The sequence below is a fragment of the Parasphingorhabdus sp. genome (assembly GCF_048269915.1).
In the GTDB taxonomy this organism is placed as follows: domain Bacteria; phylum Pseudomonadota; class Alphaproteobacteria; order Sphingomonadales; family Sphingomonadaceae; genus Parasphingorhabdus.
In genome coordinates, this window is record NZ_JBLWTY010000002.1 from 226,171 (window position 1) to 252,070 (window position 25,900).

Annotated in this window: 27 protein-coding genes and 1 tRNA gene; 21 read left to right on the top strand and 7 right to left on the bottom strand. The window is 56.2% G+C overall.

Annotated elements, in window-relative coordinates:
* The first annotated feature begins 103 nt into the window (after window positions 1-103).
* The 10 genes from pyrH (at window position 104) to rpmE (ending at window position 9,563) form a co-directional block, all read left to right on the top strand.
* Window positions 104-826 carry a UMP kinase gene (gene pyrH, locus ACN0WX_RS06045; RefSeq protein ID WP_417621408.1) on the top strand — a complete coding sequence of 241 codons (723 nt, stop codon included), beginning with the start codon at window positions 104-106 and terminating at the stop codon, window positions 824-826.
* A gap of 19 nt (window positions 827-845) precedes the next feature.
* Window positions 846-1,403, top strand: a complete 558-nt coding sequence (gene frr / locus ACN0WX_RS06050; protein ID WP_417621409.1) for a ribosome recycling factor — start codon at window positions 846-848, stop codon at window positions 1,401-1,403.
* 53 nt (window positions 1,404-1,456) lie between these two features.
* Complete coding sequence (locus tag ACN0WX_RS06055) at window positions 1,457-2,167, top strand: isoprenyl transferase (RefSeq protein ID WP_417621860.1); 711 nt, start codon at window positions 1,457-1,459, stop codon at window positions 2,165-2,167.
* A gap of 2 nt (window positions 2,168-2,169) precedes the next feature.
* Window positions 2,170-2,973, top strand: coding sequence for a phosphatidate cytidylyltransferase (locus ACN0WX_RS06060; protein ID WP_417621410.1), 804 nt, complete (start codon window positions 2,170-2,172; stop codon window positions 2,971-2,973).
* Window positions 2,970-4,130 (top strand): 1-deoxy-D-xylulose-5-phosphate reductoisomerase, encoded by a 1,161-nt coding sequence (locus ACN0WX_RS06065; protein WP_417621411.1) that lies wholly within the window; start codon window positions 2,970-2,972, stop codon window positions 4,128-4,130. Before ACN0WX_RS06060 ends, ACN0WX_RS06065 begins: the two co-directional genes overlap by 4 nt.
* Entirely contained in the window at window positions 4,127-5,251 is a 1,125-nt protein-coding gene (gene rseP, locus ACN0WX_RS06070) for an RIP metalloprotease RseP (RefSeq protein ID WP_417621412.1), read from the top strand. Before ACN0WX_RS06065 ends, rseP begins: the two co-directional genes overlap by 4 nt.
* A 140-nt stretch (window positions 5,252-5,391) precedes the next feature.
* Window positions 5,392-8,070, top strand: a complete 2,679-nt coding sequence (gene bamA, locus ACN0WX_RS06075) for an outer membrane protein assembly factor BamA (protein WP_417621861.1) — start codon at window positions 5,392-5,394, stop codon at window positions 8,068-8,070.
* Window positions 8,070-8,753 (top strand): OmpH family outer membrane protein, encoded by a 684-nt coding sequence (locus tag ACN0WX_RS06080; RefSeq protein ID WP_417621413.1) that lies wholly within the window; start codon window positions 8,070-8,072, stop codon window positions 8,751-8,753. The genes bamA and ACN0WX_RS06080 overlap by 1 nt, the downstream gene beginning before the upstream one ends.
* A 10-nt stretch (window positions 8,754-8,763) precedes the next feature.
* Window positions 8,764-9,222 carry a 3-hydroxyacyl-ACP dehydratase FabZ gene (fabZ, locus tag ACN0WX_RS06085; protein WP_417621414.1) on the top strand — a complete coding sequence of 153 codons (459 nt, stop codon included), beginning with the start codon at window positions 8,764-8,766 and terminating at the stop codon, window positions 9,220-9,222.
* Between the two features lie 110 nt (window positions 9,223-9,332).
* Window positions 9,333-9,563, top strand: coding sequence for a 50S ribosomal protein L31 (gene rpmE, locus ACN0WX_RS06090; protein WP_417621415.1), 231 nt, complete (start codon window positions 9,333-9,335; stop codon window positions 9,561-9,563).
* A gap of 33 nt (window positions 9,564-9,596) precedes the next feature.
* On the opposite strand, the gene ACN0WX_RS06095 is transcribed toward rpmE, so the two are convergent.
* Genes ACN0WX_RS06095 through ACN0WX_RS06115 form a run of 5 tightly spaced genes read right to left on the bottom strand, consistent with a single transcriptional unit; the run spans window position 9,597 to window position 13,818 of the window.
* Complete coding sequence (locus ACN0WX_RS06095) at window positions 9,597-10,544, bottom strand: biotin-dependent carboxyltransferase family protein (protein ID WP_417621416.1); 948 nt, start codon at window positions 10,542-10,544, stop codon at window positions 9,597-9,599.
* Window positions 10,541-11,212: a 5-oxoprolinase subunit B family protein gene (locus ACN0WX_RS06100; RefSeq protein ID WP_417621417.1), complete on the bottom strand. Its 672-nt coding sequence runs from the start codon at window positions 11,210-11,212 to the stop codon at window positions 10,541-10,543. The genes ACN0WX_RS06095 and ACN0WX_RS06100 overlap by 4 nt, the downstream gene beginning before the upstream one ends.
* On the bottom strand, window positions 11,212-11,967 hold the full coding sequence (gene pxpA / locus ACN0WX_RS06105) for a 5-oxoprolinase subunit PxpA (RefSeq protein WP_417621418.1): 756 nt from the start codon (window positions 11,965-11,967) through the stop codon (window positions 11,212-11,214). The genes ACN0WX_RS06100 and pxpA overlap by 1 nt, the downstream gene beginning before the upstream one ends.
* A complete protein-coding gene (locus ACN0WX_RS06110) occupies window positions 11,964-13,175 on the bottom strand; it encodes an Nramp family divalent metal transporter (RefSeq protein ID WP_417621419.1) in 1,212 nt (403 codons plus the stop codon). The genes pxpA and ACN0WX_RS06110 overlap by 4 nt, the downstream gene beginning before the upstream one ends.
* Before the next feature lies 1 nt (window position 13,176).
* A complete protein-coding gene (locus ACN0WX_RS06115) occupies window positions 13,177-13,818 on the bottom strand; it encodes a prolyl hydroxylase family protein (protein WP_417621420.1) in 642 nt (213 codons plus the stop codon).
* A gap of 107 nt (window positions 13,819-13,925) precedes the next feature.
* Here ACN0WX_RS06115 and gspJ point away from each other — a divergent pair, with 107 nt between their 5' ends.
* The 4 genes from gspJ (at window position 13,926) to ACN0WX_RS06135 (ending at window position 16,879) form a co-directional block, all read left to right on the top strand.
* On the top strand, window positions 13,926-14,540 hold the full coding sequence (gene gspJ, locus ACN0WX_RS06120) for a type II secretion system minor pseudopilin GspJ (protein ID WP_417621421.1): 615 nt from the start codon (window positions 13,926-13,928) through the stop codon (window positions 14,538-14,540).
* Window positions 14,537-15,532: a type II secretion system minor pseudopilin GspK gene (gene gspK, locus ACN0WX_RS06125; RefSeq protein WP_417621422.1), complete on the top strand. Its 996-nt coding sequence runs from the start codon at window positions 14,537-14,539 to the stop codon at window positions 15,530-15,532. Before gspJ ends, gspK begins: the two co-directional genes overlap by 4 nt.
* 90 nt (window positions 15,533-15,622) lie before the next feature.
* A tRNA-His gene (locus tag ACN0WX_RS06130) sits at window positions 15,623-15,699 on the top strand.
* A 127-nt stretch (window positions 15,700-15,826) separates the two neighbouring features.
* Window positions 15,827-16,879 (top strand): Leu/Phe/Val dehydrogenase, encoded by a 1,053-nt coding sequence (locus tag ACN0WX_RS06135; RefSeq protein ID WP_417621423.1) that lies wholly within the window; start codon window positions 15,827-15,829, stop codon window positions 16,877-16,879.
* Between the two features lie 10 nt (window positions 16,880-16,889).
* Here the strand turns inward: ACN0WX_RS06135 and ACN0WX_RS06140 are convergent, their stop codons facing one another.
* On the bottom strand, window positions 16,890-17,945 hold the full coding sequence (locus ACN0WX_RS06140; RefSeq protein WP_417621862.1) for a phytase: 1,056 nt from the start codon (window positions 17,943-17,945) through the stop codon (window positions 16,890-16,892).
* Window positions 17,945-20,782: a TonB-dependent receptor gene (locus tag ACN0WX_RS06145; RefSeq protein WP_417621424.1), complete on the bottom strand. Its 2,838-nt coding sequence runs from the start codon at window positions 20,780-20,782 to the stop codon at window positions 17,945-17,947. The genes ACN0WX_RS06140 and ACN0WX_RS06145 overlap by 1 nt, the downstream gene beginning before the upstream one ends.
* A 211-nt stretch (window positions 20,783-20,993) precedes the next feature.
* On the opposite strand from ACN0WX_RS06145, the gene ccmC reads away from it, so the two are divergent.
* The 7 genes from ccmC to ACN0WX_RS06180 are packed head-to-tail and all read left to right on the top strand — an operon-like array spanning window position 20,994 to window position 25,808.
* Window positions 20,994-21,710, top strand: a complete 717-nt coding sequence (ccmC, locus tag ACN0WX_RS06150) for a heme ABC transporter permease CcmC (RefSeq protein WP_417621425.1) — start codon at window positions 20,994-20,996, stop codon at window positions 21,708-21,710.
* Window positions 21,707-21,838: a heme exporter protein CcmD gene (gene ccmD, locus ACN0WX_RS06155; protein ID WP_417621426.1), complete on the top strand. Its 132-nt coding sequence runs from the start codon at window positions 21,707-21,709 to the stop codon at window positions 21,836-21,838. The genes ccmC and ccmD overlap by 4 nt, the downstream gene beginning before the upstream one ends.
* On the top strand, window positions 21,835-22,284 hold the full coding sequence (gene ccmE, locus ACN0WX_RS06160) for a cytochrome c maturation protein CcmE (RefSeq protein WP_417621427.1): 450 nt from the start codon (window positions 21,835-21,837) through the stop codon (window positions 22,282-22,284). Before ccmD ends, ccmE begins: the two co-directional genes overlap by 4 nt.
* On the top strand, window positions 22,281-24,218 hold the full coding sequence (locus ACN0WX_RS06165; protein WP_417621428.1) for a heme lyase CcmF/NrfE family subunit: 1,938 nt from the start codon (window positions 22,281-22,283) through the stop codon (window positions 24,216-24,218). Before ccmE ends, ACN0WX_RS06165 begins: the two co-directional genes overlap by 4 nt.
* Complete coding sequence (locus ACN0WX_RS06170) at window positions 24,215-24,742, top strand: DsbE family thiol:disulfide interchange protein (RefSeq protein ID WP_417621429.1); 528 nt, start codon at window positions 24,215-24,217, stop codon at window positions 24,740-24,742. Before ACN0WX_RS06165 ends, ACN0WX_RS06170 begins: the two co-directional genes overlap by 4 nt.
* On the top strand, window positions 24,739-25,155 hold the full coding sequence (locus ACN0WX_RS06175; protein ID WP_417621430.1) for a cytochrome c-type biogenesis protein CcmH: 417 nt from the start codon (window positions 24,739-24,741) through the stop codon (window positions 25,153-25,155). Before ACN0WX_RS06170 ends, ACN0WX_RS06175 begins: the two co-directional genes overlap by 4 nt.
* Entirely contained in the window at window positions 25,155-25,808 is a 654-nt protein-coding gene (locus tag ACN0WX_RS06180; protein ID WP_417621431.1) for a tetratricopeptide repeat protein, read from the top strand. Before ACN0WX_RS06175 ends, ACN0WX_RS06180 begins: the two co-directional genes overlap by 1 nt.
* The last annotated feature ends 92 nt before the right edge of the window (window positions 25,809-25,900 follow it).

Below are 25,900 nucleotides of genomic sequence, written 5' to 3' on the forward strand. Positions count from 1 at the left end.
AATATTTCAGGCGGTAACGCTTGGCAGCATGGCGCGGACTATCTATGGTCCGCGCCATGTTTGTATTTGGGCCGGTAACTGATTCCGGCGGGATGGGATTTGCATGAAACGACCGGCGTTCAAACGGATTTTGCTAAAGCTTTCTGGTGAAGCCCTGATGGGCTCGGGCGAATTCGGTATTGATCCGGAAACGGTCAATCGCATCGCAGCTGAAGTAAGATCGGCGAAGGAGGCTGGCTTTGAACTTTGCCTGGTTGTCGGTGGAGGAAATATCTTCAGAGGCCTCGCCGCGGCAGCGAAGGGCTTTGAGCGGACCAGCGCCGATTATATGGGCATGCTGGCAACGGTGATGAATGCTCTGGCCGTGCAAAACGCGCTTGAACAGATTGGCTGTGATACGCGGGTCCTGTCAGCCATTCCGATGGCGAGTGTTTGCGAGCCCTATATTCGTCGCAAGGCCGTCCGCCATCTCGAAAAGGGCCGTATCGTCATTTTTGCTGCTGGAACGGGCAATCCCTATTTTACGACGGATACGGCGGCGGCTTTGCGTGCGGCTGAAATGGGCTGCGAGGCGCTGTTCAAGGGTACCAGTGTCGATGGTGTCTACAATGCCGATCCAAAAGTTGATCCGGATGCAACCCGCTACGAGCAATTGAGTTTCGATCAGGTGCTGAGCGACAATCTGAAGGTCATGGATGCCAGTGCCGTGGCGCTCTGCCGGGAAAACAAGATACCGATCGTCGTATTCTCGATCCGGGAGCAGGGCAATCTGGCCACTGTATTGGGCGGCGGCGGAACGGCGACCATGGTCGGAACGACCGAATAATAATTTAGAGGAATCAGCAATGGCAAAATATGACAAAGCCGACCTGCAAAAGCGGATGAATAGCACGCTGGAGGCGCTCAAGCACGATTTGAGCGGTCTCCGCACCGGCCGTGCCAATATCGCGCTGCTCGATACGATCACGGTTGAAGTCTATGGTTCGAACATGCCGTTGAACCAGGTTGCGACCGTATCCGTACCCGAACCGCGCATGCTTTCGGTGCAGGTTTGGGACAAGGGCAATATCCAGCCGGTCGAAAAGGCTATCCGCTCCGCCAATCTCGGGCTGAATCCTATGGTGGATGGTCCCAATATCAGACTCCCAATCCCGGATTTGACCGAAGAGCGTCGCAAGGATCTGGCCAAATTGACCGGTCAGTTTGCCGAAAAGGCACGCATCGCCATTCGCAATGTGCGGCGGGACGGCATGGACGACCTGAAGGCTGACGAAAGCAAGAAAGAAATCAGCGAAGATGACAAGAAACGTCTCGAGAGCGAAGTGCAAAAACTCACTGACGATATGATTGCCGAAGCGGACAAGCTTGCGGACGCAAAAGAGCGGGAAATCCTCACTCAGTGAAACTTGCACGTTTCAAGAGCGGTTCTGAAGATCCGGCGCGCGGCACGGCAGGGATTCCCGATCCGACTTATGGTGCGCGCCACATTGCGATCATCATGGACGGCAATGGACGATGGGCCAAGCGAAAGCATCTGCCGCGCGCGCTGGGCCACAAGAAAGGTGTGGAGGCGGTTCGGAATATTGTCCGCGTCGCCGGCAAAATGGGCATCGAGGCGATGACGCTCTATGCTTTTTCATCGGAAAACTGGAATCGACCGGACGAAGAAATCAGCGACCTGATGGGCCTGCTTCGCCAATATATTCAGTCGGACATCGAAGAATTTGTCGAAAATGGAATCCGGTTGAAAGTTATTGGAAACTACAAGGCGCTCGATGACGATATTGTCGGGATGATCGACAATGCGATCGAGCGGACCGCCGCGAATGACAAGATGACGCTGGCTGTGGCGCTCAACTATGGGGCGCAGGACGAATTGCTGCGCGCGACGCAGGAAATTGCGGCTGCCGTAAAAAATGGTCGGCTGGATCCGGAAGAAATAGAAACCGGCCATATTTCAGCGGCATTGGATACGGCAGATTTGCCGCCGCTGGATTTGCTGATCAGAACCTCCGGCGAATTGCGCCTGTCCAATTTTCTGTTGTGGCAGGCAGCCTATTCAGAACTCTATTTCACTGATGTGCTATGGCCGGATTTCGACCAGAAAGAGCTGGAAAAAGCCCTGAAATCATTCGGAGACCGCGAACGGCGGTTCGGTGGGCGTTGACCATGGATGACCCCGCTGCCCCGGCAGCCCATAAGGCAAGCGAGCTGCAAAAACGCGTTATCGTCGGTATCATCCTGATAGCCGTTGCGTTGCTGGCGGGTTATTTTGGCGGGATATTGATGTGGTTGCTGGTCGTACTGATGGCGCTTGGCATCATGAGCGAGTGGGCAGGGCTGACGGGCCGCAGGAACAACCGCCAGCTTGCGATGTATGCACTTTCTGTCCCCTTGGCGATCATGTCTCCATGGGCTGCGGGAGCATCGTTTCTGGCGCTTGGCCTGATCATGGGGGCTGCAATGTTTGTCGCGGTGTTCGATCGTTCGGTCAAGCTTGCGGCGGGTGTATTTTACGCTGGTCTTCCGGCTCTCGCGATCATCTATTTGCGCGATATCGACGATGGAATTTTGATCATGCTGTGGACCCTGGCGCTGGTCTGGGCCACCGATATTGGTGCCTATTTCTCCGGGCGCGCCATCGGCGGACCAAAATTGGCACCGCAAATCAGTCCCAACAAAACATGGGCTGGACTGATTGGCGGCGTTGTTCTGACGGCTGTGGTCAGTTTCGTGCTCCATATCTATTGGGCGCTGCCTTTCAATCTGGTGCTGCTCAGCGTCCCGCTGGCTGTTCTGGCGCAAATGGGTGACCTGTTCGAAAGCTGGCTCAAACGAAAAGCGGGCGCGAAGGATAGCGGCACGATTTTCCCCGGCCATGGTGGGGTAATGGACCGGCTTGATGGATTGATCCCGGTTGCGCCGGTCGTCGCCTTGATCATGCTGGCACAAAACCTGCCTGTGATGTCATGAGCAAAACAGTCTCTATTCTTGGCGCGACGGGATCGGTCGGCCAGTCGACTCTGGATCTCATCCGCCAGCATCCCGAACAATATGAAATCCTTGCGCTAACCGCGAACGGCAATGCCGCTCAGCTTGCGGCCTTGGCCAAGGAATTTTCAGCACAGGTCGCCGTGGTCGCAGACGAAGGCGCCTATGCCGAGCTTAAGCGGCAGCTGGCGGGAACATCGATTGAGGCGGCGTGCGGACCTGATGCGCTGGTCGCTGCAGCGGCGCTTGGCGCAGAGTGGACGATGGCGGCGATTGTCGGTTGTGCCGGGCTTCCGCCCACGCTTGAAGCCTTGCGTTGCGGAAAGACGGTTGCCCTGGCGAACAAGGAAGCGCTGGTCTCTGCAGGAGCCTTGATGATGGCGGAAGCCAGCAACGCCGGCGCGACGCTATTGCCGGTCGATTCTGAGCATAATGCGATATTCCAGGGGCTCCAGGGCGGCAGGATCGATCAGGTCCGAAAGATTACGCTGACCGCCAGCGGAGGACCGTTCCGGACATGGACGCGCGAGCAGATGGCCAACGTGACGGCGGAACAGGCGGTCGCACATCCAAACTGGGATATGGGGGCCAAGATTTCCGTCGACAGCGCGACGATGATGAACAAGGGGCTGGAACTGATTGAGGCCCATTATCTTTTTCCCGTCGGGCTCGAAAATATCGAAATACTGGTCCACCCGCAGTCTGTGATCCATTCGATGGTGGAATATCGCGACCGCTCTACACTGGCGCAGCTTGGCTCTCCCGACATGCGGATCCCGATTGCCAATGCTCTGGCCTGGCCGGACCGGATGACTACCAACTGCGAACCTCTTGATCTGGCGGAGATTGGCCAGCTCGACTTCGAAAGGCCTGATGAAAATCGTTTTCCGGCGACCAGAATCGCCAGGGAAGCAATCATCGCGGGCGGTGCCAAGCCGGCAATGCTCAACGCAGCCAATGAAGTCGCAGTAGCGGCGTTTCTGAACAATATGGTTCAGTTTCTGGACATCACGGAGATTGTAACCCGGCTGCTAGATAGTTATAGCCCGTCGGAACCGAGCGCATTGGCGGATATTTTTGCGATAGACAAAGAATCGCGCGTTCGGGCTGAGCAACTGGTCGAGGAATTGAAGGTTTGACGGATAACCCCGGTATCGTAATTTATTTAATCTCGTTTTTGATTGTCATTGGCGTGCTGGTCTTCGTGCACGAGATGGGCCATTATCTTGTCGGCCGCTGGTGCGGCGTCAAGGCGGAAACCTTCGCTATTGGCTTCGGCAAGGAGATTGCCGGATGGACCGACAAGCGTGGAACCCGCTGGAAAATCTGCATGTTGCCACTGGGCGGTTATGTCCAGTTTGCGGGGGATATGGATCCCGCCGGAGCGAAGAGCAAAGAATGGCTGAGTCTGCCAGCGGCGGAACGCAATCAGACCTTCCAGTCCAAATCCCTTTGGCAGCGCGCCGCGATTGTTTTCGCCGGGCCGGCGATCAATTTCATCTTTGCCATTTTGATCATCATGGGCTTCGTCATTGCTTATGGTACCAGCGCGACCCTGCCGGTTGCACATGAAATTTCGCCAAATTCAACTGCCGCCGCAATTGGTATGAAGCCCGGAGACAAAGTCATATCTGTCGACGGCGAGAAAATAGACCTGTTTCAGGACCTGCAGCAGAAAATTGTTATGATCCCTGATCAGGACGTAGAAATTGTCTACGAACGGGACGGCCAACGCATTGTCAGGCACGGCAAGATTGGCGTCAATATAATGAAAGACAGATTCGATAATGAATATCGTCTTGGATTGCTGGGCATGTCATCCAGTAAAGTGGAATGGCGGGACGTAAGCCCGATTGAGGCACCGGCGGTTGCGGTGGAGAAAACCATTGGCATCGTAGATCAAATCACGACTACTCTTGGCCAGGTTATAACGGGCAAGCGTTCCATCAAGGAGCTCGGCGGGCCGCTGAAAATTGCTCAGGTATCCGGTGAACAGTTCAAGATGGGCCTTGAAAGCTTCATTCTCTTCGTCGCGCTGATCTCAATTAACTTGGGGTTCATCAACCTGCTGCCAATCCCAATGCTCGATGGAGGGCATCTGATGTTCTATGCAATTGAAGCGGTGCGGAGAAAGCCGGCTAGTCCCAAGGTGCAAGAATGGGCCTTCCGGTCGGGATTTGCGCTGGTTGTGATGTTCATGCTGGTGGTGACATTTAACGATTTAACGTCATTTGGCCTGTTCCGGGCCATCTCCGGCTGATTGACCATTGATTGACTCGCTGCATTGGGGCAGGGGGTTGGCGAGGTTGGTGCATTGGTGTCAGTTTCATTTTATTTTTGGTTTATGGTGTGAAAGCGAGTTTGTCTGTGAATCATAAAAAGCGGCTTTTGCCACTATTGATGTGCGGTACCATTTTAGGTGGTATGGCTGTTCCTTCGCAGGCGCAGGAAACGACGCAAGTCGCCCCGGCAGTTCCGTCTGCCAATACGATTACATCCATCGTGGTGAACGGTGCCCAGCGACTGGAGCCCACCACGGTCTTGTCATATATGCAATTGCGCGTGGGGCAGACCTACACGCAGGAATCTGCCGATCAGGCCTTGAAGGACCTGTTCGAAACAGAATTGTTCAAGGATGTCAGCATCCGGAACAACCAAGGTGCCGTGATTATCGAAGTCATCGAGAACCCGGTGATCAACCGGATTCTGCTGGAGGGCAACAAAAGGATCAAGGAAGATAAAATCTATCCCGAGATTCGTCTGGCTCCGCGGCAGATATTCACGCGCTCGAAGGTCCGTGCCGATGTGGCGCGGATCATCGAGCTATATAAACGCAAGGGCCGGTTTGCGGCGAGTGTCGAGCCGAAGATGGTTCAGCTGGACCAGAACCGGGTCGATATTGTTTTCGAGATTAACGAAGGACCCAAGTCCAAGGTCCAGCAGATCAACATTATCGGCAATGAGGAGTTTTCCGACGGCAAGTTGCGCGGTGAAATGGTCACAAAGCAATCACGCTTCTACCGTTTCTTCAGCTCCAGCGATACTTATGATCCGGATCGCCTCGCCTTTGACCAGCAGAAGCTGCGTCAATTTTACCTGACCGAAGGCTATGCGGATTTCCGCGTGATTTCGGCGGTGGCGGAACTGACTCCCGACAAGCGCGACTTCATTATCACCTATGTGGTGGAAGAAGGCGAGCGGTATAAATTTGGTGATGTTGCGGTGGAAAGCGAAATTCGCGATTTCACCAAGGAGTTTCTGACTCCTCAGCTGCCGATGAAATCCGGGGATTTCTATAATGCCAAGCAGGTCGAAGACACGGTTGAGCGCCTGTCAGAAACTGCGGGTCTGTTCGGCTATGCCTTTGCCGATGTCCGTCCACAATTTACGCGGAACAAAGACACGCTGACCATGGATATTCTGTTCCAGGTGGCGGAAAGTGACCGGGTTTACGTCGAGCGGATCGACATTAACGGGAATACGCTGACCCAGGACAAGGTCGTGCGCCGCGAATTTCGTTTGAATGAAGGCGATGCCTTTAACAGTTTTCAGGTCAAACGGTCTGCCAATCGCATCAAATCCTTGGGATTTTTCCAGGAAGAACTGGAAATTGAACAGAAGCAGGGCAGTGCTCCCGATCGCATCATTCTGGAAGCCAATGTGGAAGAAAGGGCGACCGGAGAACTGCAGCTTTCAGCCGGTTTTTCCAGCGTTGAAAATTTCATTCTTCAGGCTTCTGTGCGGCAACGGAACTTCCGCGGCAAGGGACAGGAACTGCGGGCAAGCGTCAGCTATTCGAGATTCTCGCAATCCATCGAACTTGGGTTTACCGAGCCCTATCTGTTCGACCGGAATATCGCTGTCGGCGCCGATGTCTTCCGGCGGGATCTGAACAGCTTTAATTTTGTAAACAGCAACCGCGAAACGACGTTCGAGCAGCTTACCACTGGTTTCCAGGTCCGTGCGGGTGTGCCGGTGACGGAATATCTGTCTGCCTCATTCCGCTACGGGCTTAGTCAGGATGACGTGACGCTGGAACCAAGTCTGTTTTTCTCGGACAGCAACGGCGATGGAATTCGGGGTAATAGCGCTGATGATACATGCGATCCGCTCGTTGCGGGTCGATATCTATGCGATGCCATCGGCAGTCGGACAACCTCTTCGCTCGGAGCATCGCTGATCTATGACGATCGGGACAATCGTATCCGGCCGACCCGCGGCCAATCAATTGTAGGCAGTCTCGATTTTGCCGGTCTCGGCGGAAGCGTCAAATATCTTCGCGGTCGTTTGAATGCATCCAAGCACTGGCGCGTTCTGGGCGACTTTGTCTTCTCCGTCAGCGGTGAAGGTGGTTATATCCATCCGCTCGAAGACCGTTCCTCGACTCCTGGCGACGGTATCGACGATGTCCGTCTGACCGACCGGTTTTTCCTCGGGGAGCCCCAGATTCGTGGATTTGACATTCGCGGCGTGGGGCCACGGATCGTTCGCTCGGCAACGATTCCAGGGCTCGATACCGATGGTAATCCGATCAATGAAATTGTCGAAGTGACCAATGGCAATCAGACCGACGACGCTATCGGCGGCCGCGCTTATTATCTGGGGCGTGCAGAGCTTGAAATTCCGCTGGGCTCCGGTGCCAGGGAGCTCGGTTTACGGCCATCCATATTCGTCGACGTCGGAGCCGTTTTCAATGTCGTTCAGCCATTGCTGCTGACCGATACCCAGACCCAGAGTTTTGGAACGAGACAAATTTTTGATGGAAATGGTGATCCCGTTCTGGATGGTGACGGCAACGCAACGTTTGAAACATTGCCTCAGTTTTTGACCGTTGATACAGACGGAGCCGCGGTGAAAACATTTGATGCGGTCGATGCAAACGGCAATCCTAACCCGATTGCCACCAACTTTACGGAACGCTTTTTTGGCGATTCACCAAGTCCACGCGTATCGGTGGGCTTCGGCGTGAACTGGAATTCACCCTTTGGTCCATTCCGGATCGATATAGCCAAGGCGCTGTTGAAAGAGCCGGGCGATGATACAAAACTCTTCACATTCAACGTAGGAACACAATTCTGATGACACGTTTATTCAAAACCGCACTCACCGTTCTCGCTATGAGCACTGCGCCACTGGCCTTTGGTTCGGTAGCCAATGCGCAGGTTTCTGGCATCGCAACGGCCAACCCAACAGTCGCTATTGCGAAGACCAAAGCCTTTTCGGCAGCCTATTCGCAAATTGGCACACAATATAAGTCATATTTTGACCAGATCGATGCGCGCAACAAGACGTTGAACGGTCTGCGGGCACAATTGGACACGGACAATAACAAACAGCTGACGCAAGAGGAACTCGACGCGGCGGTCAGGGCGAAAAGCCCCGTGTTGCAAAGCATGCAAACCGAAGAAACCGAAATCCAGAAGTTGCAAACGCCTGCCATCAAGGCTCAGATGTTCGCAATTGAGAGTATTTTTAACGAATATTCCAACGCACAGCAGCAAGTTGTCGCGAACAAGAAAATCGGCGTTATCCTGAACCCCGATGTATTTCTTTATGCTCCGCCACAGGCCGATGTAACCGATGATATCACTGCGGCTCTCGATACGCGGGTTCCATCGGTTGGCACAACGCCGCCAGCTAACTGGCAGCCGCAGCGCAACACGGTCGCGCTTCATCAGCAATTGCAGCAACTGTTGGTCGCCAGCGCGCGCAGCCAGGCGTCCCAGCAGCAGCCTCCAGCGGCCCAGCCAGCCAGCCGGTAGTTGATCGCGGATGGCTGAACTTCTTGACTATGATGTAACCAAGGTGATGGCGGTGCTCCCGCACCGTTATCCGATGCTGCTGGTTGACCGGGTGGAGGCGCTCGTAAAAGACGAATCCATCCGGGCGGTGAAGGCCGTGACGATGAATGAGGGTTTTTTTCAGGGCCATTTCCCTGGTCGCCCGATCATGCCGGGGGTGATGATTGTCGAAGCGCTGGCCCAGGCGGCCGGCGTTCTCGCCATGGAGAGCTTTGACATGGTCGGGTCGGGCAAGCTCGTCTATTTCATGGCGATCGACGGAGCCAAATTCCGTCAGCCGGTAGAGCCAGGATGCCTGTTGTCCCTGAACGTCAAATTTGAACAAAAGCGTCCGCGGGTGTGCAAATTTTCCGGTCAGGCGATGATTGGCGACAAGCTGGCGGCAGAGGCGAATTTTACCGCCATGATCGCTGATCCGCCATCCGCCTGAGCTTTTTCAAAAGAATCTTGCCCTTTTGTCTTTCGGCGGCTAATGCGCCGCTTCCGTCAAATTTATTCGCTTTGGGCCTGGTCGGAAACCAGCCCGCTTAGGAGCAGAAAATGAAAACCGATACGCATCCCGACTACCACATGATCAAGGTCCAGATGACCGATGGCACCGTGTTCGAAACCCGCTCCACCTGGGGCAAGGAAGGCGACACGCTGCAACTCGACATTGATCCGACCTCGCACCCTGCATGGACGGGTGGTAACCAACGTCTGCTCGATCAAGGCGGCCAGGTGGCTCGCTTCAACAAGCGCTTTGGTGGTCTGTCGCTCAAAAAGAGCTAATTGGTCCCGGGGCGATGGAATCGCCTCGGCACATTACCATAAACGGATATGGCCCAGCCATGAAGACAGCAAGGAAAGCTTTTCCTGGTAGATTTGTGCTGCCCGTTCGGGCGTAGTTGGCACAAATTGAATCCGTGCGCCTGTGCCCAGTTGTCCAATTAAATGCCGGTCGGCCCGGATGACTTGGGCAATTCGGGGGTATCCCCCCGTCGTCTGGGCGTCGGGGCCGAGCAGATAGGGTTGGCCCGTGGGCGGTTTCTGGATCGTTCCGGGGAAAACGGCAGCGCTCGGCATATTGGCGACTTCGTCTGCGGTCAGCCGCTTCCCCTCCAGCGCAAGGCCCATACGATTTGCCCGCGCTCCGACAGTATAAGTCTGCTCACACAAGTCATCCAATATCGCTTCATGCCCTATGATCGCTTCCGGACCCGGTGTAACCCGGAGGACGTGGTCGTCGCTATAATGCAGCCTTAATTTTGCAGGGGTCGAGCGGGCTATATCCGTGGTCGCTGCATTGCTGGAGAATTCCAGGATATCCGCTGTTCGGAACGCACGGCCATGAAACCCGCCAAGCGCAGCGCCGAGATAGGTTGACTGACCTCCGAGCAACCGGCTGGCGTCAATGTGAGAGGATATTGCAACATAGGTGCGGCATCCCGAGCGGCTCGGACCAATATGAAGCGTGTCGCCAGCGCCAACCTTCAGCGTCTGGTGCCGGGGACGTTCCGCGCCATTAATATGCACATATTCCGCACCGCCGACGACCGCGATTGCGCATGGCGTGTTAATTGTAAAAATGGCATCGGTGAGGGTGATTTCAATTGCGATTGCGCTGCACGGCTTGCCAACAAGAAAATTTGCCAGTGCCAGAGAGAGGCTATCAGCTGCGCCCGCCGCGGGCATCCCGATATGCCGCTGTCCGCTATAAGGCGCGCCCTGCAAAGTGGTTTGCAGCCCGGCTTTTACAATGGTGATGCTCACGTTGCTGGCGCCTTGTGCCAGCGCTCGAATCGATTCTTCGAAATGGCTTCAAAATTCACCCGCTGCCCTGCTGCGAGCAACGCAGGTGGGCTTCTCGTTGGTTCAAACAGGTTAAGCGGTGTGCGGCCGATAATGGGCCAGCCGCCTGGGCTGTCGAAGGAATAGATACAGCTTTGTGATCCTATGATGCCGATTGAACCCGCCGCGACCAATTGCCTCGGACTGGCAAGCCGCCCAATGGCCGGGCATTCAGCGACACTCTCGAGATAGGCAAAGCCGGGCATGAACCCCAGCATGGCGACGTCAAAATTTTGGGCGATATGCCAGGATGGCAACGCTTCTGCTCCTATCCCGAGCTTCTTCGCTACATATTCGCGATCCGGTGCGAATTCCGTTTCGTAACAAACCGGGATTGTTATGATGGAGCCGGAATTCTCGGATATTCGAGTCCGTTTGGTTAGCTGGTCCAGGGCCTTTTGGGCGGCGTCATCGGGTGAGATGAAGGCAGGATCAAACTGGATCGCGATATTGTTGAGACCCGGCACAATTTCGGTCCAGAAATTGCCGGCGGACAGAGCGATTTGTGCTGAAATTATTGATTTTCGGTCGGGCAGTGTAATGCTGATCCAGTCATCACAGATGTGGATGGTCGGGTTGCGCTCGGCCACTATCGAACATTCCCGATAGTGATCCCTGCTTTTTCCAAAGCGCGGCGCATCTGTTTCGCGGTCTCCAGAGCGCCGTCACTGTCCGAATGGAGGCACAGCGTTTGCGCCTCGACGGTCAGGTGCACTCCATCACGGGCTGGAAACGGGAGGCCCTGCGCCAGCGAGAGGCCCTGCCGGAGGCGCTCTTTTTCCTGTGAAATCACCGCGCCGACCTCACTACGGGAAACCAATCTGCCGGTGCTGGTATATTGCCGGTCAACAAAGGCTTCGCCTATGAACGCGATGCTTTTGGCGGTTGCTGTTTTCTGGATTTGCATGCCTGCCATGCCTATCAGCGCCAGACCAGACCGGTCCGCCATGTCGACAAGCAGGTTCGATAGCATCGAATTGTCCTGTGCGTCGTTATACAATGCTCCATGCGGCTTGATATGGGTCAGCATTGTGCCGACGTCTGCTGCAATAGCCACAATCCTGCGCAACTGCTCCGTCAGGCTTGATTCGAGCTCTGTTAGCGGGATATCCATGGACTTTCGGCCAAAACCCGCTCGATCCGGGTAAGAGGGATGGGCTCCGGCAGCGACTCCTTTTGATTTGGCCGCCATCAGCATAGTCCGCATAGTTTCCGGTGACCCGGCATGACCGCCACAGGCAATATTGCAGCTGGAGACGATTTCCATGATTTCGATATCACGCGCTATGCCTTCTGGGCTCTCGTCCTCGCCAAGGTCCGCATTAAGATCGATCACGGGAGTCACGGCCAGAATCCCAGCGCGCGCGCGATCAACCGGAATCCCAATCCGGTGGTGATCACCACAATCGCTCCGCCGAGAATATTGGCCTTGAGGCCATTGGCCTGATGTCCAAGCAAATTCTTGTCATTGGCCAATTTGAGCAGAAAAATCGCAATGATCGGGAGCAGCAGTCCGTTGGCGATCTGGGCAACAAATATCAGTTCCACCGGCCGATAGCCCAACAGGGATGCGACTGTGCCAGAGATGATCACGATCAGTGCGCCTATCCGGAAGGGCATGCGCGAGTTCGGCGACTTGAATATCTCCTGCACGATATAGCCGGTCGCCAAAGGGGCAGTGATGGCGGACGTCAATCCCGCTGCAAACAAGCCGGTGCCCAGCGTCACGGTCGCCAGACTTCCGAACAGGGGGGTCAGCTGCTCGGCCATATCGATAGCATTGGCGATCGTCTTGTCGCTGCCAAAAAGGCTGGCCGCAGCGGTCGCCAGGATCATCATCGAAACCAGCCCGCCGATGCCGATCGAAACCATATTGTCCAGTTGCGCTTCCGGCAGTTGGTAAGGCTTCCAGCGTTCGCGCACGCTTGCCGCGTGGAGAAACAGATTATACGGGACGATCGTCGTCCCGATGAGCGCGATAGCCGTCATCAGACCACCATCGGGAATGGCAGGTATGAAGCCAGCAAGCAAAGCGCCAAGATCCGGCCGGATGAGCAGAAATGTCAGAACGAACGCCGCGCTCATCAGCAATACCATTGCGATCAATATATTCTCGATCCATCTGGGTTTCGAGAAGAGCAGCATGGCTGCCGCAAACAGCGCAATAGCAATGATTACCGGTGCCATTCCAAAGGACAGGGGGGCACCGTTTATCGCTTCCAGGCCCAGTGCCGCGCCGGACATATTGCCTGCCTCATAGGCGGCATTGCCCAGCACCAGTGCCGAAATCAAAAGCAAGGCGGCGAGCGCGCGTATGATCGGTGAGGCAATAGCCTTCATCATTGCCTCCGCCAGCCCGAGCTGAGTGATCAGTGCAATACGGACGGCAAAGGACTGAAGGATGATGGTCGTGACAGTGGCGAAAAGCAGCGCCCAAAGTAGCGCGAAGCCGAAATTTGCTCCCGCCAAAGTGCACGCAGTTACGGTTCCCGGGCCGATAAATGCCGCAGAAACCATCATGCCGGGGCCGGGGCGATAGCGATGAAGCTTCATGTCAACCATTCCATGGCCAGGGTTTTTCACGGTACCATTTGGTGATCACATATTTGGTGCCGCTCCGCACCTTCATGCCGTGATGCAATGTCCAGTCGTTGATGCCGCCGTCACGATTGCGGTTGTTCCAGCACAGCATCGTTCCGGCTTCCGGGGCAAAGCTCTTTTTGAAATGGGTGAAACGGGTCGCGCCGCCTGCCACCGGTTCGTTGAGATATATCATGAATGTCCAGGTTCGCTGACCCGCGACGGAGCAGTATTTTTTATAGTCCTGACCATTGGGATCAAAAAAATCGGTATGCGCCTTGAACTCCTGCCCGACCGCATAGCGTTGACCCTGTAACGGCTCGCCAAATATTTTATCGATATCGGCAAAGTCACAGATTTTTGCGTCAATTTCGGCCACAAAATCATCCCCATGATCAAGGTCACAGGTTTCGCTGGTGCGAAAATAGTCGTCGCCATTGGGATCGGCAATATCGGAGGGGCGCCGTTTTTTGTCAATCAGCGCGACAAGCTTGTCGCACTCGGCGGGATTGAGGAATTTTTTGACAATACATAGTTCGATTTCCTTGCGCGGGAAGCGCTGTACCTTGCCCAGTCCCACGAGATAGTCAGCCGATGTGTTATTGGCCTCTGTCATATGCACGTCCAAAACTGTTTCTAACCACCTTGTGTTACGATAAATGAATTGCCGTTGATCGCAACCGCTCTTTGCGGCTTCGGTCAATTTGAATATAAGCGAGACCAATGGAAAAAATTGCCACTATTTCCCGCAATCACAATGGCTTCACTCTTGTCGAGATGATGGTGGCATTGTTCATATTCGCGATGTTGTCGGTGGCAGGTGTGATCATGCTCCGATCGGCCGTCGACAGCGATGAGGTCACTGCGGAGAACCTTGGTGAAATGGCCGAAATGCAGCGCTTCGTTTCGTTGATGGAAGCGGATTTGAGCCAGGCTCTGCCGCGACCATCCCGCGACGAGCGCGGCGACAGGCAGGCGGCTTTCGCAACCCGGGCGGGTGGCCCGGACGCCGCTTTCCTGAAATTTACGCGCGGCGGACAGAGCAATATCAATGGCGACGCCCGATCCAATCTGGAACGGGTGGAATATCGGTTGACCGAAGGCAGGCTGGAGCGGTGGCGGTACCGGATGACCGATGGCGGGGCGATTGATCAACCCGCAGTGCTGATCTCCAGCGTTGAAGCTCTGGCGCTGCGTTTTCGGGACAAGCGCGGGCAATGGTCGGATGACTGGCAGACGGAAAGACTGGCGGACTTGCCGCGTGCGGTTGAAATCCGCTTTGAACAGCAGGGACGGCCCTATCGGCATTTGTTTCTGGTCGGGACAGGCTATCTATGAGCAGCTTGGCGACAGCGGGAGGCAAAAGCGAGCGCGGTGCGGCGCTGTTGACGGTGCTGTTGCTGGTCGCTGTGATTGCGATACTCGCGGCACATGGGATTGACCGACTGGCCGGTGCCACCAAGCTTGCCTCCAATGCCCGTGAGCTGTCACAGGCGAAAGCCTATCTCGTCGCCGCTGAATCGATCGGAATGCGTTCTGCCGAACAGATAATATCCGCTTCGCCCGGGCGAACGGTCAATCTTGGTGGCTGGAACGGTCGGGAACAGAGCTTTCCCGTACCCGGCGGGATTATAACCGCCACGCTTGCCGATGGCGGCAATTGTTTCAATATCAACAGCCTGGTGACGCAACAGGCGGATATACTGACGGCCCGGCCCGAGGGTCTCGCGCAATTTTCGCGCCTGATGGTAATGCTGGGCGTGTTGGATGGTGACGCGGCTGACATCGCGGAATCGGTGGCCGACTGGATTGACAGCGATACGATTGCCGCGCCGCGCGGGGCGGAAGATCAATATTATCTGCAGCAGGAGAAGCCCTATCGTACCGCGAACGCGCTGCTTGTCGACATCAGCGAATTGCGTACCATCAAGGGTGTGACCGATGACGTGTTTGTCAGTCTGGCTCCATGGCTTTGTGCGTTGCCGACAACCGATCTCTCTCCGATCAATATCAACACGCTGAGGCCGGAACAGGCGATTTTGCTGGCCATGCTGGGGGAAGTTCCCTCTGATCTGACGCTTGCGCGGCAGTTTCTGGGGCGACGACCGGAGCTTGGCTATGCGAGCCTCAATGACTTCTGGGCGCAGCCTTATCCCGCTAGTCTGGGAACAAAATCCGAGGTCCAGACTCAGGTCAAGCTGACCACGCGATGGTTTCGCGTGGACATGGCGGTCGAGATGCAAAGCGCCCTCGTCGAAGAGCGGGCGTTGATCGATGCGGCACGGCAGCCTGCGCGCCTTGTCCATCGTCAGCGCGGCGATGCGCTTTAATTCTCAATCACCATGCTAAATGCTTGACGATTGCTACCCGCTATCCCTATGGACCGCGGCGCAATGCGGCTATATAGTGCGCGGCTTGTGGCGATCGTAGCTCAGTTGGTTAGAGCGCCGGTTTGTGGTACCGGAGGTCGGGGGTTCGAGACCCCTCGGTCGCCCCATTTTCCCAGAAAAGCATATGAAGCATGAGGTCAGCACCACGCGGCCTTGGGGAAAGACTCACTTTATTTGTAATTAAATTACGACTATGAGATATTTAATTACTTCATTTTCCGAGGGATAATAGACATGAGCGTGATGTGGGATTTGCCGGATTTTGACGGCCATGAAGCGGTCCATTTCTTTCACGATGTCGACACCGGCCTCAGCGCGATCGTCGCCCTGCACAGCACGCATCTCGGTCCCGGCGCCGGTGGAACCCGTTTCTGGCATTACGAAAACCGCGAGACTGCAGTGACAGACGCGCTACGCCTGTCACGCGGCATGAGCTTCAAGAATGCCATGGCCGGTCTGCCCTTGGGCGGAGGCAAGGCCGTGATTCTTGCGGATCGCAATCGTACCAAGACCCCGGAAATGCTCGCTGCCTTTGGCCGGATGATTGATTCGCTGAACGGGCAATATGTGACAGCAGAAGATATCGGGATGAGCGCGGCCGACATGGTGGCGTTGAACCAGGAGACAAAATTTGTTTCCGGCCTGCCGGTCAGCAATAGCGGAGAAGCTGGCGGCGATCCGGGACCTTTTACCGCGATGGGCGTCTATCTGGGCGTGAAAGCAGCCGTGGCGCACAAGCTGGGCCGGGATAATATGGACGGCGTTCATGTCGCGATTCAGGGTGTCGGCAGCGTCGGTGGCGGTCTCGCGCGTCTGCTGGCCAAGGATGGTGCGAAACTGAGCATAGCCGATATCAACAAGGACCATGCGGCGGCTTTGGCAAAGGAAATTGGTGCAACGGTCGTTGGTCTTGACGAAGTCATGCGGATTGAGGCCGATGTGTTTAGTCCCAACGCCTTGGGCGCGATACTGGACAAGGTCTCTATCGCCCATCTCAACGTGCCGATCGTTGCCGGCGGTGCCAATAACCAGCTGGCAACGCCGGAAGACGGCCAGCGGATATTCGATCGCAACATCCTGTTTGCGCCGGATTATGTGATCAACAGCGGTGGTATCATCAGCGTCGGCCTGGAATATCTGGGCGACGGCGATGTCAATGAAGTCAACCGCCGGGTCGCAATGATCCCCGAACGGCTGACCGAGATTTGGGAACAGAGCGCGGCCTCGAAATTGCCATCCGCTGAAGTCGCCGATAACCTGGCTCAGAAGCTGATCGGCAGGGGCTGATCAACCGGGCCTAGGGCGCAATCGCCACCTTTATTTTCGCCCAGCTGACCAGTTTGAAATTCTGCGTGCCGCCTTCGTTTGCACCGTCCTGCATAATCATCAGGCCATCAGGATAGGCGGGGCCAAAATCGCCCAATTTCACCTCGATGCCGTCGGTTTCCGAGGTGCCGTCAATGGCGCCGTCAACGAGACGAAAGCGATTAATATAGGCACCGGTCAGCAAGTCATAGAGCACATAGGCACTGTCGCCCTGGCTGGAGGCCACCAGGTAACCGCCATTGTCACCTTCCGGAGCCAGCGCCAGTCCCTCGACATCGGCGACCAGTTCGCGGCCGTTGATATGGGCAAAGCGCTGCGGCTTGAAATTGTCGGTGGCCAGATCAAACAGCCAGATTCCACTATTCTCTTCGCCGACATAGAGTCTCCCCGTCCGGTCATCGACAACACAGCCTTCCGGCTGGGTGGCGAGCTTGTGCGAACGCGTTATGGTGGCGGTCGGGATACCGCCTGCGAACGCCAGGGTGATCTCGCGGACAAAGCCGCTTTTCTCGATCATATAGGCGAAGATTTCGCCGCCGCTATCCTGACCAAAGCAGAAGCCATAGGCTTCGCCGGGACCCGCCGGATATTTGCCCAATAGTTCCAGCTGGGCGCTATCCGTATCGAGCTTGTAGAGGCCGATATGGGCATGGGCGCGATCATTGCGGATGCTCGCACCGACGAGCACGGTCTTTTCCCCTGCAATGGTGACCTCGCGGAGATCGACATTGTTGAGCTCGCCCTCGGGCAGGAAGGATTTTTTCGAACCGTCCAAGCCATAGACATAAAGGCCGGCGCGCTTGTCGGTGCCGACGATCAGACTTTTCGCCGGATTCGCGGCGTTGCGCCAGATAGCCGGGTCATCCGCCGCGTCGCGGTTGATCGTGCCGACCGGAACGGTTTCCGCATCGGCGGTCAGTTCCAGAGTGGGCACCAGCGGTGCGCCAGAGGGTGAAGGGGTTCCGGATTGGGCAGCGCAACCCGCGAGAGCGGCGCTGACGAGCGGTACAAGAGCAATATTCCTCATCACATCGTTATCTTTGCACCAAATTTGAACGTCGAGCCATATTCTTCATATTGCAGGAGACGCTGCCGCGTATCGAAATTCTGATAGGCGAAATATTTGGCGTTGTTGATATTGATCCACTCGGCAAACAGGCGGATATTCTTGTTCAGTTTCAGCTTCACACTGGCGTCCAGCTGGAAATGGTTATCGACATAGCGATCCTCGTCGGCTTCCGCGCCGAGTTCATCGAGGTAGCGGTTGCGATAGGTGCCGGCGAGACGGAAGTCGAAGGGGCCTTTCTCGTAACCCAGCACCGCGTTGAACGTGTGCTTGGAGCTGCTTGGTAGCGGGATATTGCGCAGATCGTTGATATCGCCATCGGTCGGCACCGTGCCGCTGGCATCGGTGAACGTATAGTTTAAGTTGAACAGCAGGCCGTCAAACGGATCGGGCAGGAAGGTGAAGGCCTGCGCGTAGCCCAGTTCGATGCCGAACACTTCGGCGCTGGGGCCATTGATCGGGATGGTCGCCTCGTCAAAGGCAATGCCGAAGCGCGTGCCATTTTCTTCCAGCGAGCTGACGATGAAATTCTTGATATCCTTGTAAAAGACATTGGCCGTGACCGCGCCGTTCGAACTGAAATAATATTCCGCCGATGCGTCGAAATTCCAGGCTTCATAGGGCTGCAGATCGGGATTGCCAAATTCGCCTTCGCGTTCATCATCATCATTTTGCTCGACAGCGAAGCGCGGTGCGAGATCCGACAGGTTGGGCCGAACGACACTGCGATAGCCAGCGGCGCGGAATACCAGGTTGCGCTGCGGTTCGAACCGGAGGTTCAGGCTGGGCAGCCAGTCGTCATAGCTGCGGGTGAAGCTGTTGGGTGCGACAATGACCGTATCTTCGGTGAACAGCACGCCGCCGAAGGTCGCATCTTCCTCGACCAGAGTCACCGTATTGGCAGAAATGACATTTTCGGTCCGTTCAAAACGGACGCCGCCGATGACGCGCAATTGTTCGCTGTCCCAGCGACCGAGCAGATAGCCGGCGTAAATATCCTCCTGATTGACATAGTCGGAGACGGCAGAGTCAAACTGACTGTCGATTTCCTGCAACTCGAAGTCGCCGAAATTCGCGCGGAAATAGTCTGTTGCGCCCGTTCGACTGACAACCGGTCCAAGGTCGGTGATGCGGTAAGTTTGCTGGCCCAGGACATCGGCCAACGTGTAGGTTCCGGTGCTGTCCTCGTAAAATTCGACATTATTGTCGTGGCTTTTTTCGCGCCAGCGACCCTTGAAGCCACCCTGAACAGTGAAGTCACCATTGCCCATTGCGAAAATATGGGAGACATCGAGCCGGGCGGAGAATTCTTCATCCTGCGCATCCGACAGAGTGGTCAGTTCAACGTCTTCCAGTTCATAGAGGCTGGCGTCATTGGCCAGTGCTGCGCCCGCAGCATAGCTGTACAGCGGTATGCGATCGTCCGTATAGTCGAACAAGACGCTGAGGCCGTCGCCTTCGAATTTATTGGAAAATTTGGTGGGATCGACCGAGCCGTTTTCATATTCGCTCGATTTCGACCAGCTCCCCGAATATTCGATTTTCCACGGGCCGGTTTCGGTCTTGCCGCCAGCGACGACCGAACGGATTTTCTGGCTTTCGAAACGGTCTTTCATATCGCGTTCGATTTCGATTTCGCCATCGGCGTCGTCGAACAGGGCGCTGTTGGCATCGCCGCTACTGGCTTCCTCATCCAGCTTGAAGGTCGTGCGGCCACGGAATTCCTGATCATCGAACTGGCTGTAGACGCCGCGAACATAAAGTTCTGTGCTGTCGCTGGCGCGGAAGTCGAAGGAAAGCGACGCGCTGATCCGTTCGCGCTCGACGTCATAATCACGATACTGGACTTCTTCGGCATAGACGACGCCATCGCCATTGGTGTCCCAGCCTTCAGCCTCGATATTATCGGTTTCAAATTTGCGCTTATAATAGGAAAACCCGCCTGCAACGCCGATATTGTCGGTCAATCGGGTGGAGAAGTCGATGCTGCCCTTCGGCGTGACATCGCCGGAATAATCGTTGTAGCTGCCTTCCAGCTTTCCTGTCAGCAGGTCCTTCTTGCGGTCAAAGGCACTGACCGTGCTGATCTCGATCGAGGCACCGATGGTGTCGGCATCCATATCCGGTGTCAGCGATTTTTTGATCTCGATCGACTCGATGAGGTCGCTTGAAATGACGTCGAGCGCAACCGAACGGACATCACTTTCAGGCGAAGGGATACGCACGCCGTTGAGGGAAGATGCATTCAAATTGGGGTCAAGGCCCCGTACCGAAACAAACCGGCCTTCGCCCTGGTCATTCAGGATATTGATGCCGGCGACGCGGCGCAGTGATTCTGCAACATTCTGATCGGGAAACTGGCCGATGGCGTCACGGGTAATGACCGAGGTCACGCCGTCGGCCTCGCGCTTGCGGGACAGGGCACTCGCCTGATTGGCACTCTGGCCAATTACCAGAATTTCGTTGCCCGACCCGGTTCGCAATATGATATTCGCGACCGTCATCCCGGTTTCCGTGACCGTCACGCTGGTTTGAATGGTGTCGGCACCGACATAGCGCGTCTCCAATGTATAGGTGCCCGCAGGAACGTCGGCGAAGCGAAAGCTGCCATCGCGTTCGGTTGTGACGACGCGGTCCAGTTCGACGATGCGAACCTGTGCGGATTGCAAGCCTCTGGTTTCGCTGGGATCACTTACAGTACCGGAAAGCGTGCCAGCCCATGCAGCCGAGGGCAAAATTAGAAGACTGCTGGCTACTCCTGCGAATAACCCTTTGCGAAACTTGGATATTTTTGACATTTTGCCCTCCGGTAAATCTGGTCTACCGGGCCTCTAGGCGCTTATTGTGAAAGTAAATTCCAGTTTCAGGGACTCCTGCATGAATTTTTAATGGCGGTTTCATGACAAAGTGAAAATCGCAAAAACACTTGTCGCTGAGCCGTGCTTCTGCCATCGAATTTCACCAATGACACCGGACGCGATCTAGCTCGAGGCAATCACCGCTCATTTCATGCACGCTTTTGCAAACCCGACCCGTTTCTTGACGCTGGCCAAGCCGTTGACCTTTTGGTTTCTGGCTCTTGGGCTGGTGCTGGTCATTTGCGGCTCGGCTTATGGGCTGGTCTATGCGCCACAGGACCGGTTGATGGGCGACAGCGTTCGCATTCTCTATATTCATGTGCCAACGGTCTGGCTGGCGATGGGTGGCTGGACCGGCATTGCCGTTGCCAGCATCATGCAGATTGTCTGGCGGCATCCCCTGGCATCGGTGGCGGCGCGGGCGGTGGCGGTTCCGGGTGCTCTGTTTACCGGACTGGGCCTGATTACCGGCTCGATCTGGGCCCGGCCGACCTGGGGGACCTGGTGGGTGTGGGATGGCCGGGTCACGTCGGTTCTCGTGCTCTTCTTTCTTTATCTGGCCTATATCGCGCTGGCCAATGCCAGCGGCGACAAGGGCGGTGTATCGCGCGTAGCGGCGATCTTCGGTATTGTCGGAGCGATTAATATTCCGATCATCAATCGCTCCGTCATATGGTGGAACAGCCTGCATCAACCTGCCAGTATCACGACCAGTGGCTCCACGATTGACAGCGCCTTTTTATGGCCATTGATGGTCAATGTTCTGGGGTTCAGTTTCCTGTTCGGAGCGATTGTGCTGATGCGGATGCGGGCTATATTGGCGCAGACCAAGGTCGAAGCGCGGTTGAAAAGGATGGCTGCCGAATGAACCATTGGCCATTCGTCCTTGCCTCTTATGCCATCGTGCTGCTTTCCACAGCGGGGGTGGTCGTGAACAGCTATACTGCGATGCGCAGAGCGGAACGCAAGGCAGAGCAGTTGAGTAAACGAAAATGAAAGCAAAACATCAACGACTTACCCTGGTGCTGCTGGCGCTGGCCGCGCTGATCGGCGCCGGTCTGCTGGCGGCATATGCGCTGCAGGATCAGGCGAGCTATTTCTACACACCTTCCGATATTATCGAGAAAAAGCCAGAGGCGGGCAAGGCTATCCGCCTCGGCGGCATGGTCGAGGAGGGGTCGATCCAGCGGTCCGCCGATGGCGTGACGGTGCAATTCATCGTACAGGATGGCGCTGCGCAGCAAAAAGTCACCTATACCGGCATCACGCCAGACCTTTTTGTCGAGGGATCGGGCGTGGTCGCCGATGGCCGGCTGGATGCCAACGGCCTGTTTGTCGCCGAGACTTTGCTCGCCAAGCATGATGAAAATTATATACCGCGCGAGCTGGACGGCATTGATATGACCGATGGCAAGCACAAGACGGAGACACTGGTCCAATGATCGCCGAAACCGGCCTGATCGCCCTCTGGCTTGCGGCGGCACTGGCGCTGCTCCAATTTGCCCTCGGAGCGATTGGCCTGCGGGCGGAGCGAGAGGAGTATTTCACTGCGATCCGGCCGGTGGCGGTGGCGCAGGGCGTCTTTGTTGCCTTGTCCTTCGTGCTGCTGATCTGGCTGTTCCTGCGCTCCGATATGTCGGTCAAGCTGGTGGTGATGAACAGCGCTTCGGTAAAGCCGTGGCTGTACAAATTTGCCGGGACCTGGGGCAATCACGAAGGGTCGATGCTGCTCTGGGTTACGGTCATGGGGCTGGCCGGTGCCTTTATTGCCCTGTTCGAACGCTCGCTCAAAAACCGGACGCTTGTCGCCACGCTGGCGGCACAGGCGTTTATCAGCCTGGGTTTCTATGCCTTTCTGCTGATCTCTTCCAATCCGTTCGAGCGGATATTCCCGGTGCCTGCGGACGGGCAGGGGCTCAATCCGCTGCTGCAGGATCCCGGTCTCGCCTTCCATCCGCCGACGCTCTATTTCGGCTATGTCGGGCTTTCGGTTGCCTTTTCCTTCGCGGTCGGCGCGATGATCACACGCGATGTCGGGGCGGCTTTTGCCAAGGCGATGCGGCACTGGGTGCTGGGAGCCTGGATATTCCTGACGCTCGGCATTACCGCTGGCAGCTACTGGGCCTATTACGAACTGGGCTGGGGCGGCTGGTGGTTCTGGGACCCGGTCGAAAATGCTTCGCTCATGCCCTGGCTGGCGGCGACGGCCTTGCTTCACTCCGTCACGGTGCTGGCGACGCGAGACAGTTTGCGCGCCTGGACGCTGATGCTGGCCGTGGTGGCTTTTTCGATGTCGATGATCGGAACGTTTCTCGTCCGCTCGGGCATCCTGACCAGCGTGCACGCTTTTGCCGTGGATCCGGAACGGGGCAGTTTCATTCTGGCGCTGCTTGCCATTTATATTGGCGGTGCGATGGCTCTGTTCGCGCTGCGTGTCGGCACGGTGAAGGAAGGAAAGCGTTTTGAACTGGTCAGCCGTGAAGGTGCGCTGGTGGCGAATAACTTGCTGCTTTCCGTCATATTGGCACTGGTCTTTATCGGCACGCTTTATCCCTTGCTGGTCGAAGCGGTAACCGGGGAGAAGCTTTCTGTTGGTCCGCCCTATTTCAATCTGGCGACGGGGCCATTGGCGCTGTTGCTGGTTGCGGTCATGGCAGCCGGACCGCTGCTACGCTGGCGTCGCGACAATCCCAAGGCCATGCTGAACCGCATTTCGATACCGATCCTCGTTACCGCCGCTGCCTTATTTGCACTGGCCTTGCTTACCACCGGCATGTCGATTCTCGCACTGCTCGGTCTGACACTGGCAATTGGTGTTGCGGTGGCCAGTTTCGCTCCTTTGTGGAAGCGTAACCTGCGTCGTACGCCGCTTCACACCTATGGTATGGTTATTGCCCATTTTGGCATAGCTGTGGCGTTGGCCGGTATGGCCTCGGAAAGCAGCTTCACCGAAGAAAAGCTGGTGGCGGCCAAGCCGGGTGACGACATTGTTGTTAACGACTGGAAATTGAAGTTTGAGGCGATCGAACCGGTTGCCGGTCCCAACTGGACTGCGCTGGAGGGCCGGATGACGGCGCGATATGGTGATGGCTCCATCCACGAAATCACGCCCCAGAACCGCATGTTTGCGGCGGCCCAGACCCAGACCAGCGAAGCAGCGCTGCTGACGCGCTGGAACGGGCAGCTTTATGTCGTGCTCGGCGACGGTGACAGCGCAGGGCGCTGGCAGGTCAGGGTGTGGTGGAAGCCGTTCGTGACCTTGATCTGGTTCGGCGGAATATTGGTCGCGCTGGGCGGCTTTCTGGCGATGATCGGCCGGTTGCGGCGTGGCTATAAGCAACGCAAACAGCGCGAATATGCGGAGATGATGTCGTGAACCGCTGGCTGCTCTGGCTGCCGCTCGTGCTTTTCGGCCTTTTCTTTGGCGCGGTCTCCATCGGTCTGATGATGCCGAAGGATAATATTATCGAGAGCAAGATGGTGGGCAAGCCTATGCCAGCATTTTCATTGCCCGCAGCGATTGAGCAACGGCCGGCCCTGAGCAGTGGCGATCTTGCCAAGGGCACGCCGACCTTGCTCAATATCTTCGCGAGCTGGTGCGTGCCCTGTATTGCCGAGGCACCGCAGTTGCTGGAATTGCAGAAGGCCGGTGTTGAAATCAACGCGATTGCCAGCCGCGATACGTCTCAAGATATTGCCAATTTCCTGAATCGCTGGGGCAACCCCTATACGCGAATCGGCAGCGACACGACAAGCAAGGTACAACTCGAACTGGGTTCTTCTGGTGTTCCGGAGACATTTGTGATCGATGGCAATGGTATCATTGTTCATCAGCATATCGGTGACATTCGCGAAGAAGACATCGCCAAGCTGCTCGAACTGCTAAGGGAAGCGGAATGAAACGATTCCTTGTCCTGTTTTGCTTGGGTCTCGCGGTTCCAATTGCCGCCCAAACCGGCCTGCCGCCGGCACCCTATGCCGACCGGCAGCTGGATGATCCGCGTCAGGAAGCCGCTGCCCGCGACCTGATGGAAGAATTGCGCTGCCTGAAATGCCAGAGCCAGTCCATTGCCGACAGCAATGCGCCAATGGCGGGTGATATGCGCAGTCAGGTGCGCGAACGGATTGCGGCGGGTGAAACGCCCGAACAGGTCAGAAGCTGGCTGATCGAACGCTATGGCAATTGGGTATCCTATGATCCGCCCATAGCCTCCGCGGTTACATGGCCGCTGTGGATCGCGCCGATCATCCTGTTGCTGGCTGCCCTGTGGCTGGCGCGCGGGCGTTTCCGCAAACCCAAAGGTGGCAAATAATGGGCTGGATCATATTATTGCTGTTCGTGCTGATTTGCGCAATCGCGTTGATCAAATTGGGGAAATTGTCCCGTGGTACCTATGAGATAGCAGCAGCGGCGCTGTTGCTTGGTGTCGCCGGATACGCCTGGCAGGGACATCCCGGTATGGCGGGCGTGTCGGTCGAGCCGACGGAAAAACCCAACAGTTTTGATGATGATACGATTGATGCGCGCAACGAGATGGGCGAGCGTTTCGGTACCGCACAGGAATGGTTGATCTTCTCGGATTCTCTCAATCGTGCCGGAAAACATGGCGCCGCAGCCAATTATTTGCGCAACGGGGTCAAGGAACATCCGGACGATCCCGATCTCTGGGTCGGCTTGGGCAATGCACTTGTCGTCCATGCAGATGGCGCGATCACGCCCGCCGCGCAATTTGCCTTCCAGAAAGCCGCCGACCTATCCCCAGAGCATCCCGGACCACCATTTTTCCTTGGGCTGGCTTATGCTCAGTCAGGCAAACTTGATCAGGCCCGGGCGATCTGGACAGAATTGCTGGAACGAAGCAGTGCCGATGCCCCGTGGCGAGCGGACCTCGAGTCGCGGCTTGCGGCGATGGAAAAGATACAACCATCGCTTCCGGTGGCGCCGGAACCCATAGCGGAACAGTAAAAATCCTGTATTTTGAATGGGTTGATATTCTCGGTCAGTCGTTTTGTTGCACCTGCTAAATGCTGGTGCTAAGCGCTCGCGCTTGCTGAAAC

Bases quoted from the DNA above. Each gene is read 5' to 3' on its own strand.
- pyrH (WP_417621408.1), top strand. From the start codon at position 104: ATGAAACGACCGGCGTTCAAACGGATTTTGCTAAAGCTTTCTGGTGAA.
- frr (WP_417621409.1), top strand. From the start codon at position 846: ATGGCAAAATATGACAAAGCCGACCTGCAAAAGCGGATGAATAGCACG.
- ACN0WX_RS06060 (WP_417621410.1), top strand. From the start codon at position 2,170: ATGGATGACCCCGCTGCCCCGGCAGCCCATAAGGCAAGCGAGCTGCAA.
- ACN0WX_RS06065 (WP_417621411.1), top strand. From the start codon at position 2,970: ATGAGCAAAACAGTCTCTATTCTTGGCGCGACGGGATCGGTCGGCCAG.
- bamA (WP_417621861.1), top strand. From the start codon at position 5,392: ATGTGCGGTACCATTTTAGGTGGTATGGCTGTTCCTTCGCAGGCGCAG.
- ACN0WX_RS06080 (WP_417621413.1), top strand. From the start codon at position 8,070: ATGACACGTTTATTCAAAACCGCACTCACCGTTCTCGCTATGAGCACT.
- fabZ (WP_417621414.1), top strand. From the start codon at position 8,764: ATGGCTGAACTTCTTGACTATGATGTAACCAAGGTGATGGCGGTGCTC.
- rpmE (WP_417621415.1), top strand. From the start codon at position 9,333: ATGAAAACCGATACGCATCCCGACTACCACATGATCAAGGTCCAGATG.
- ACN0WX_RS06110 (WP_417621419.1), bottom strand. From the start codon at position 13,175: ATGAAGCTTCATCGCTATCGCCCCGGCCCCGGCATGATGGTTTCTGCG.
- ACN0WX_RS06115 (WP_417621420.1), bottom strand. From the start codon at position 13,818: ATGACAGAGGCCAATAACACATCGGCTGACTATCTCGTGGGACTGGGC.
- gspJ (WP_417621421.1), top strand. From the start codon at position 13,926: ATGGAAAAAATTGCCACTATTTCCCGCAATCACAATGGCTTCACTCTT.
- gspK (WP_417621422.1), top strand. From the start codon at position 14,537: ATGAGCAGCTTGGCGACAGCGGGAGGCAAAAGCGAGCGCGGTGCGGCG.
- ACN0WX_RS06135 (WP_417621423.1), top strand. From the start codon at position 15,827: ATGAGCGTGATGTGGGATTTGCCGGATTTTGACGGCCATGAAGCGGTC.
- ACN0WX_RS06140 (WP_417621862.1), bottom strand. From the start codon at position 17,945: ATGAGGAATATTGCTCTTGTACCGCTCGTCAGCGCCGCTCTCGCGGGT.
- ACN0WX_RS06145 (WP_417621424.1), bottom strand. From the start codon at position 20,782: ATGTCAAAAATATCCAAGTTTCGCAAAGGGTTATTCGCAGGAGTAGCC.
- ccmC (WP_417621425.1), top strand. From the start codon at position 20,994: ATGCACGCTTTTGCAAACCCGACCCGTTTCTTGACGCTGGCCAAGCCG.
- ccmD (WP_417621426.1), top strand. From the start codon at position 21,707: ATGAACCATTGGCCATTCGTCCTTGCCTCTTATGCCATCGTGCTGCTT.
- ccmE (WP_417621427.1), top strand. From the start codon at position 21,835: ATGAAAGCAAAACATCAACGACTTACCCTGGTGCTGCTGGCGCTGGCC.
- ACN0WX_RS06165 (WP_417621428.1), top strand. From the start codon at position 22,281: ATGATCGCCGAAACCGGCCTGATCGCCCTCTGGCTTGCGGCGGCACTG.
- ACN0WX_RS06175 (WP_417621430.1), top strand. From the start codon at position 24,739: ATGAAACGATTCCTTGTCCTGTTTTGCTTGGGTCTCGCGGTTCCAATT.
- ACN0WX_RS06180 (WP_417621431.1), top strand. From the start codon at position 25,155: ATGGGCTGGATCATATTATTGCTGTTCGTGCTGATTTGCGCAATCGCG.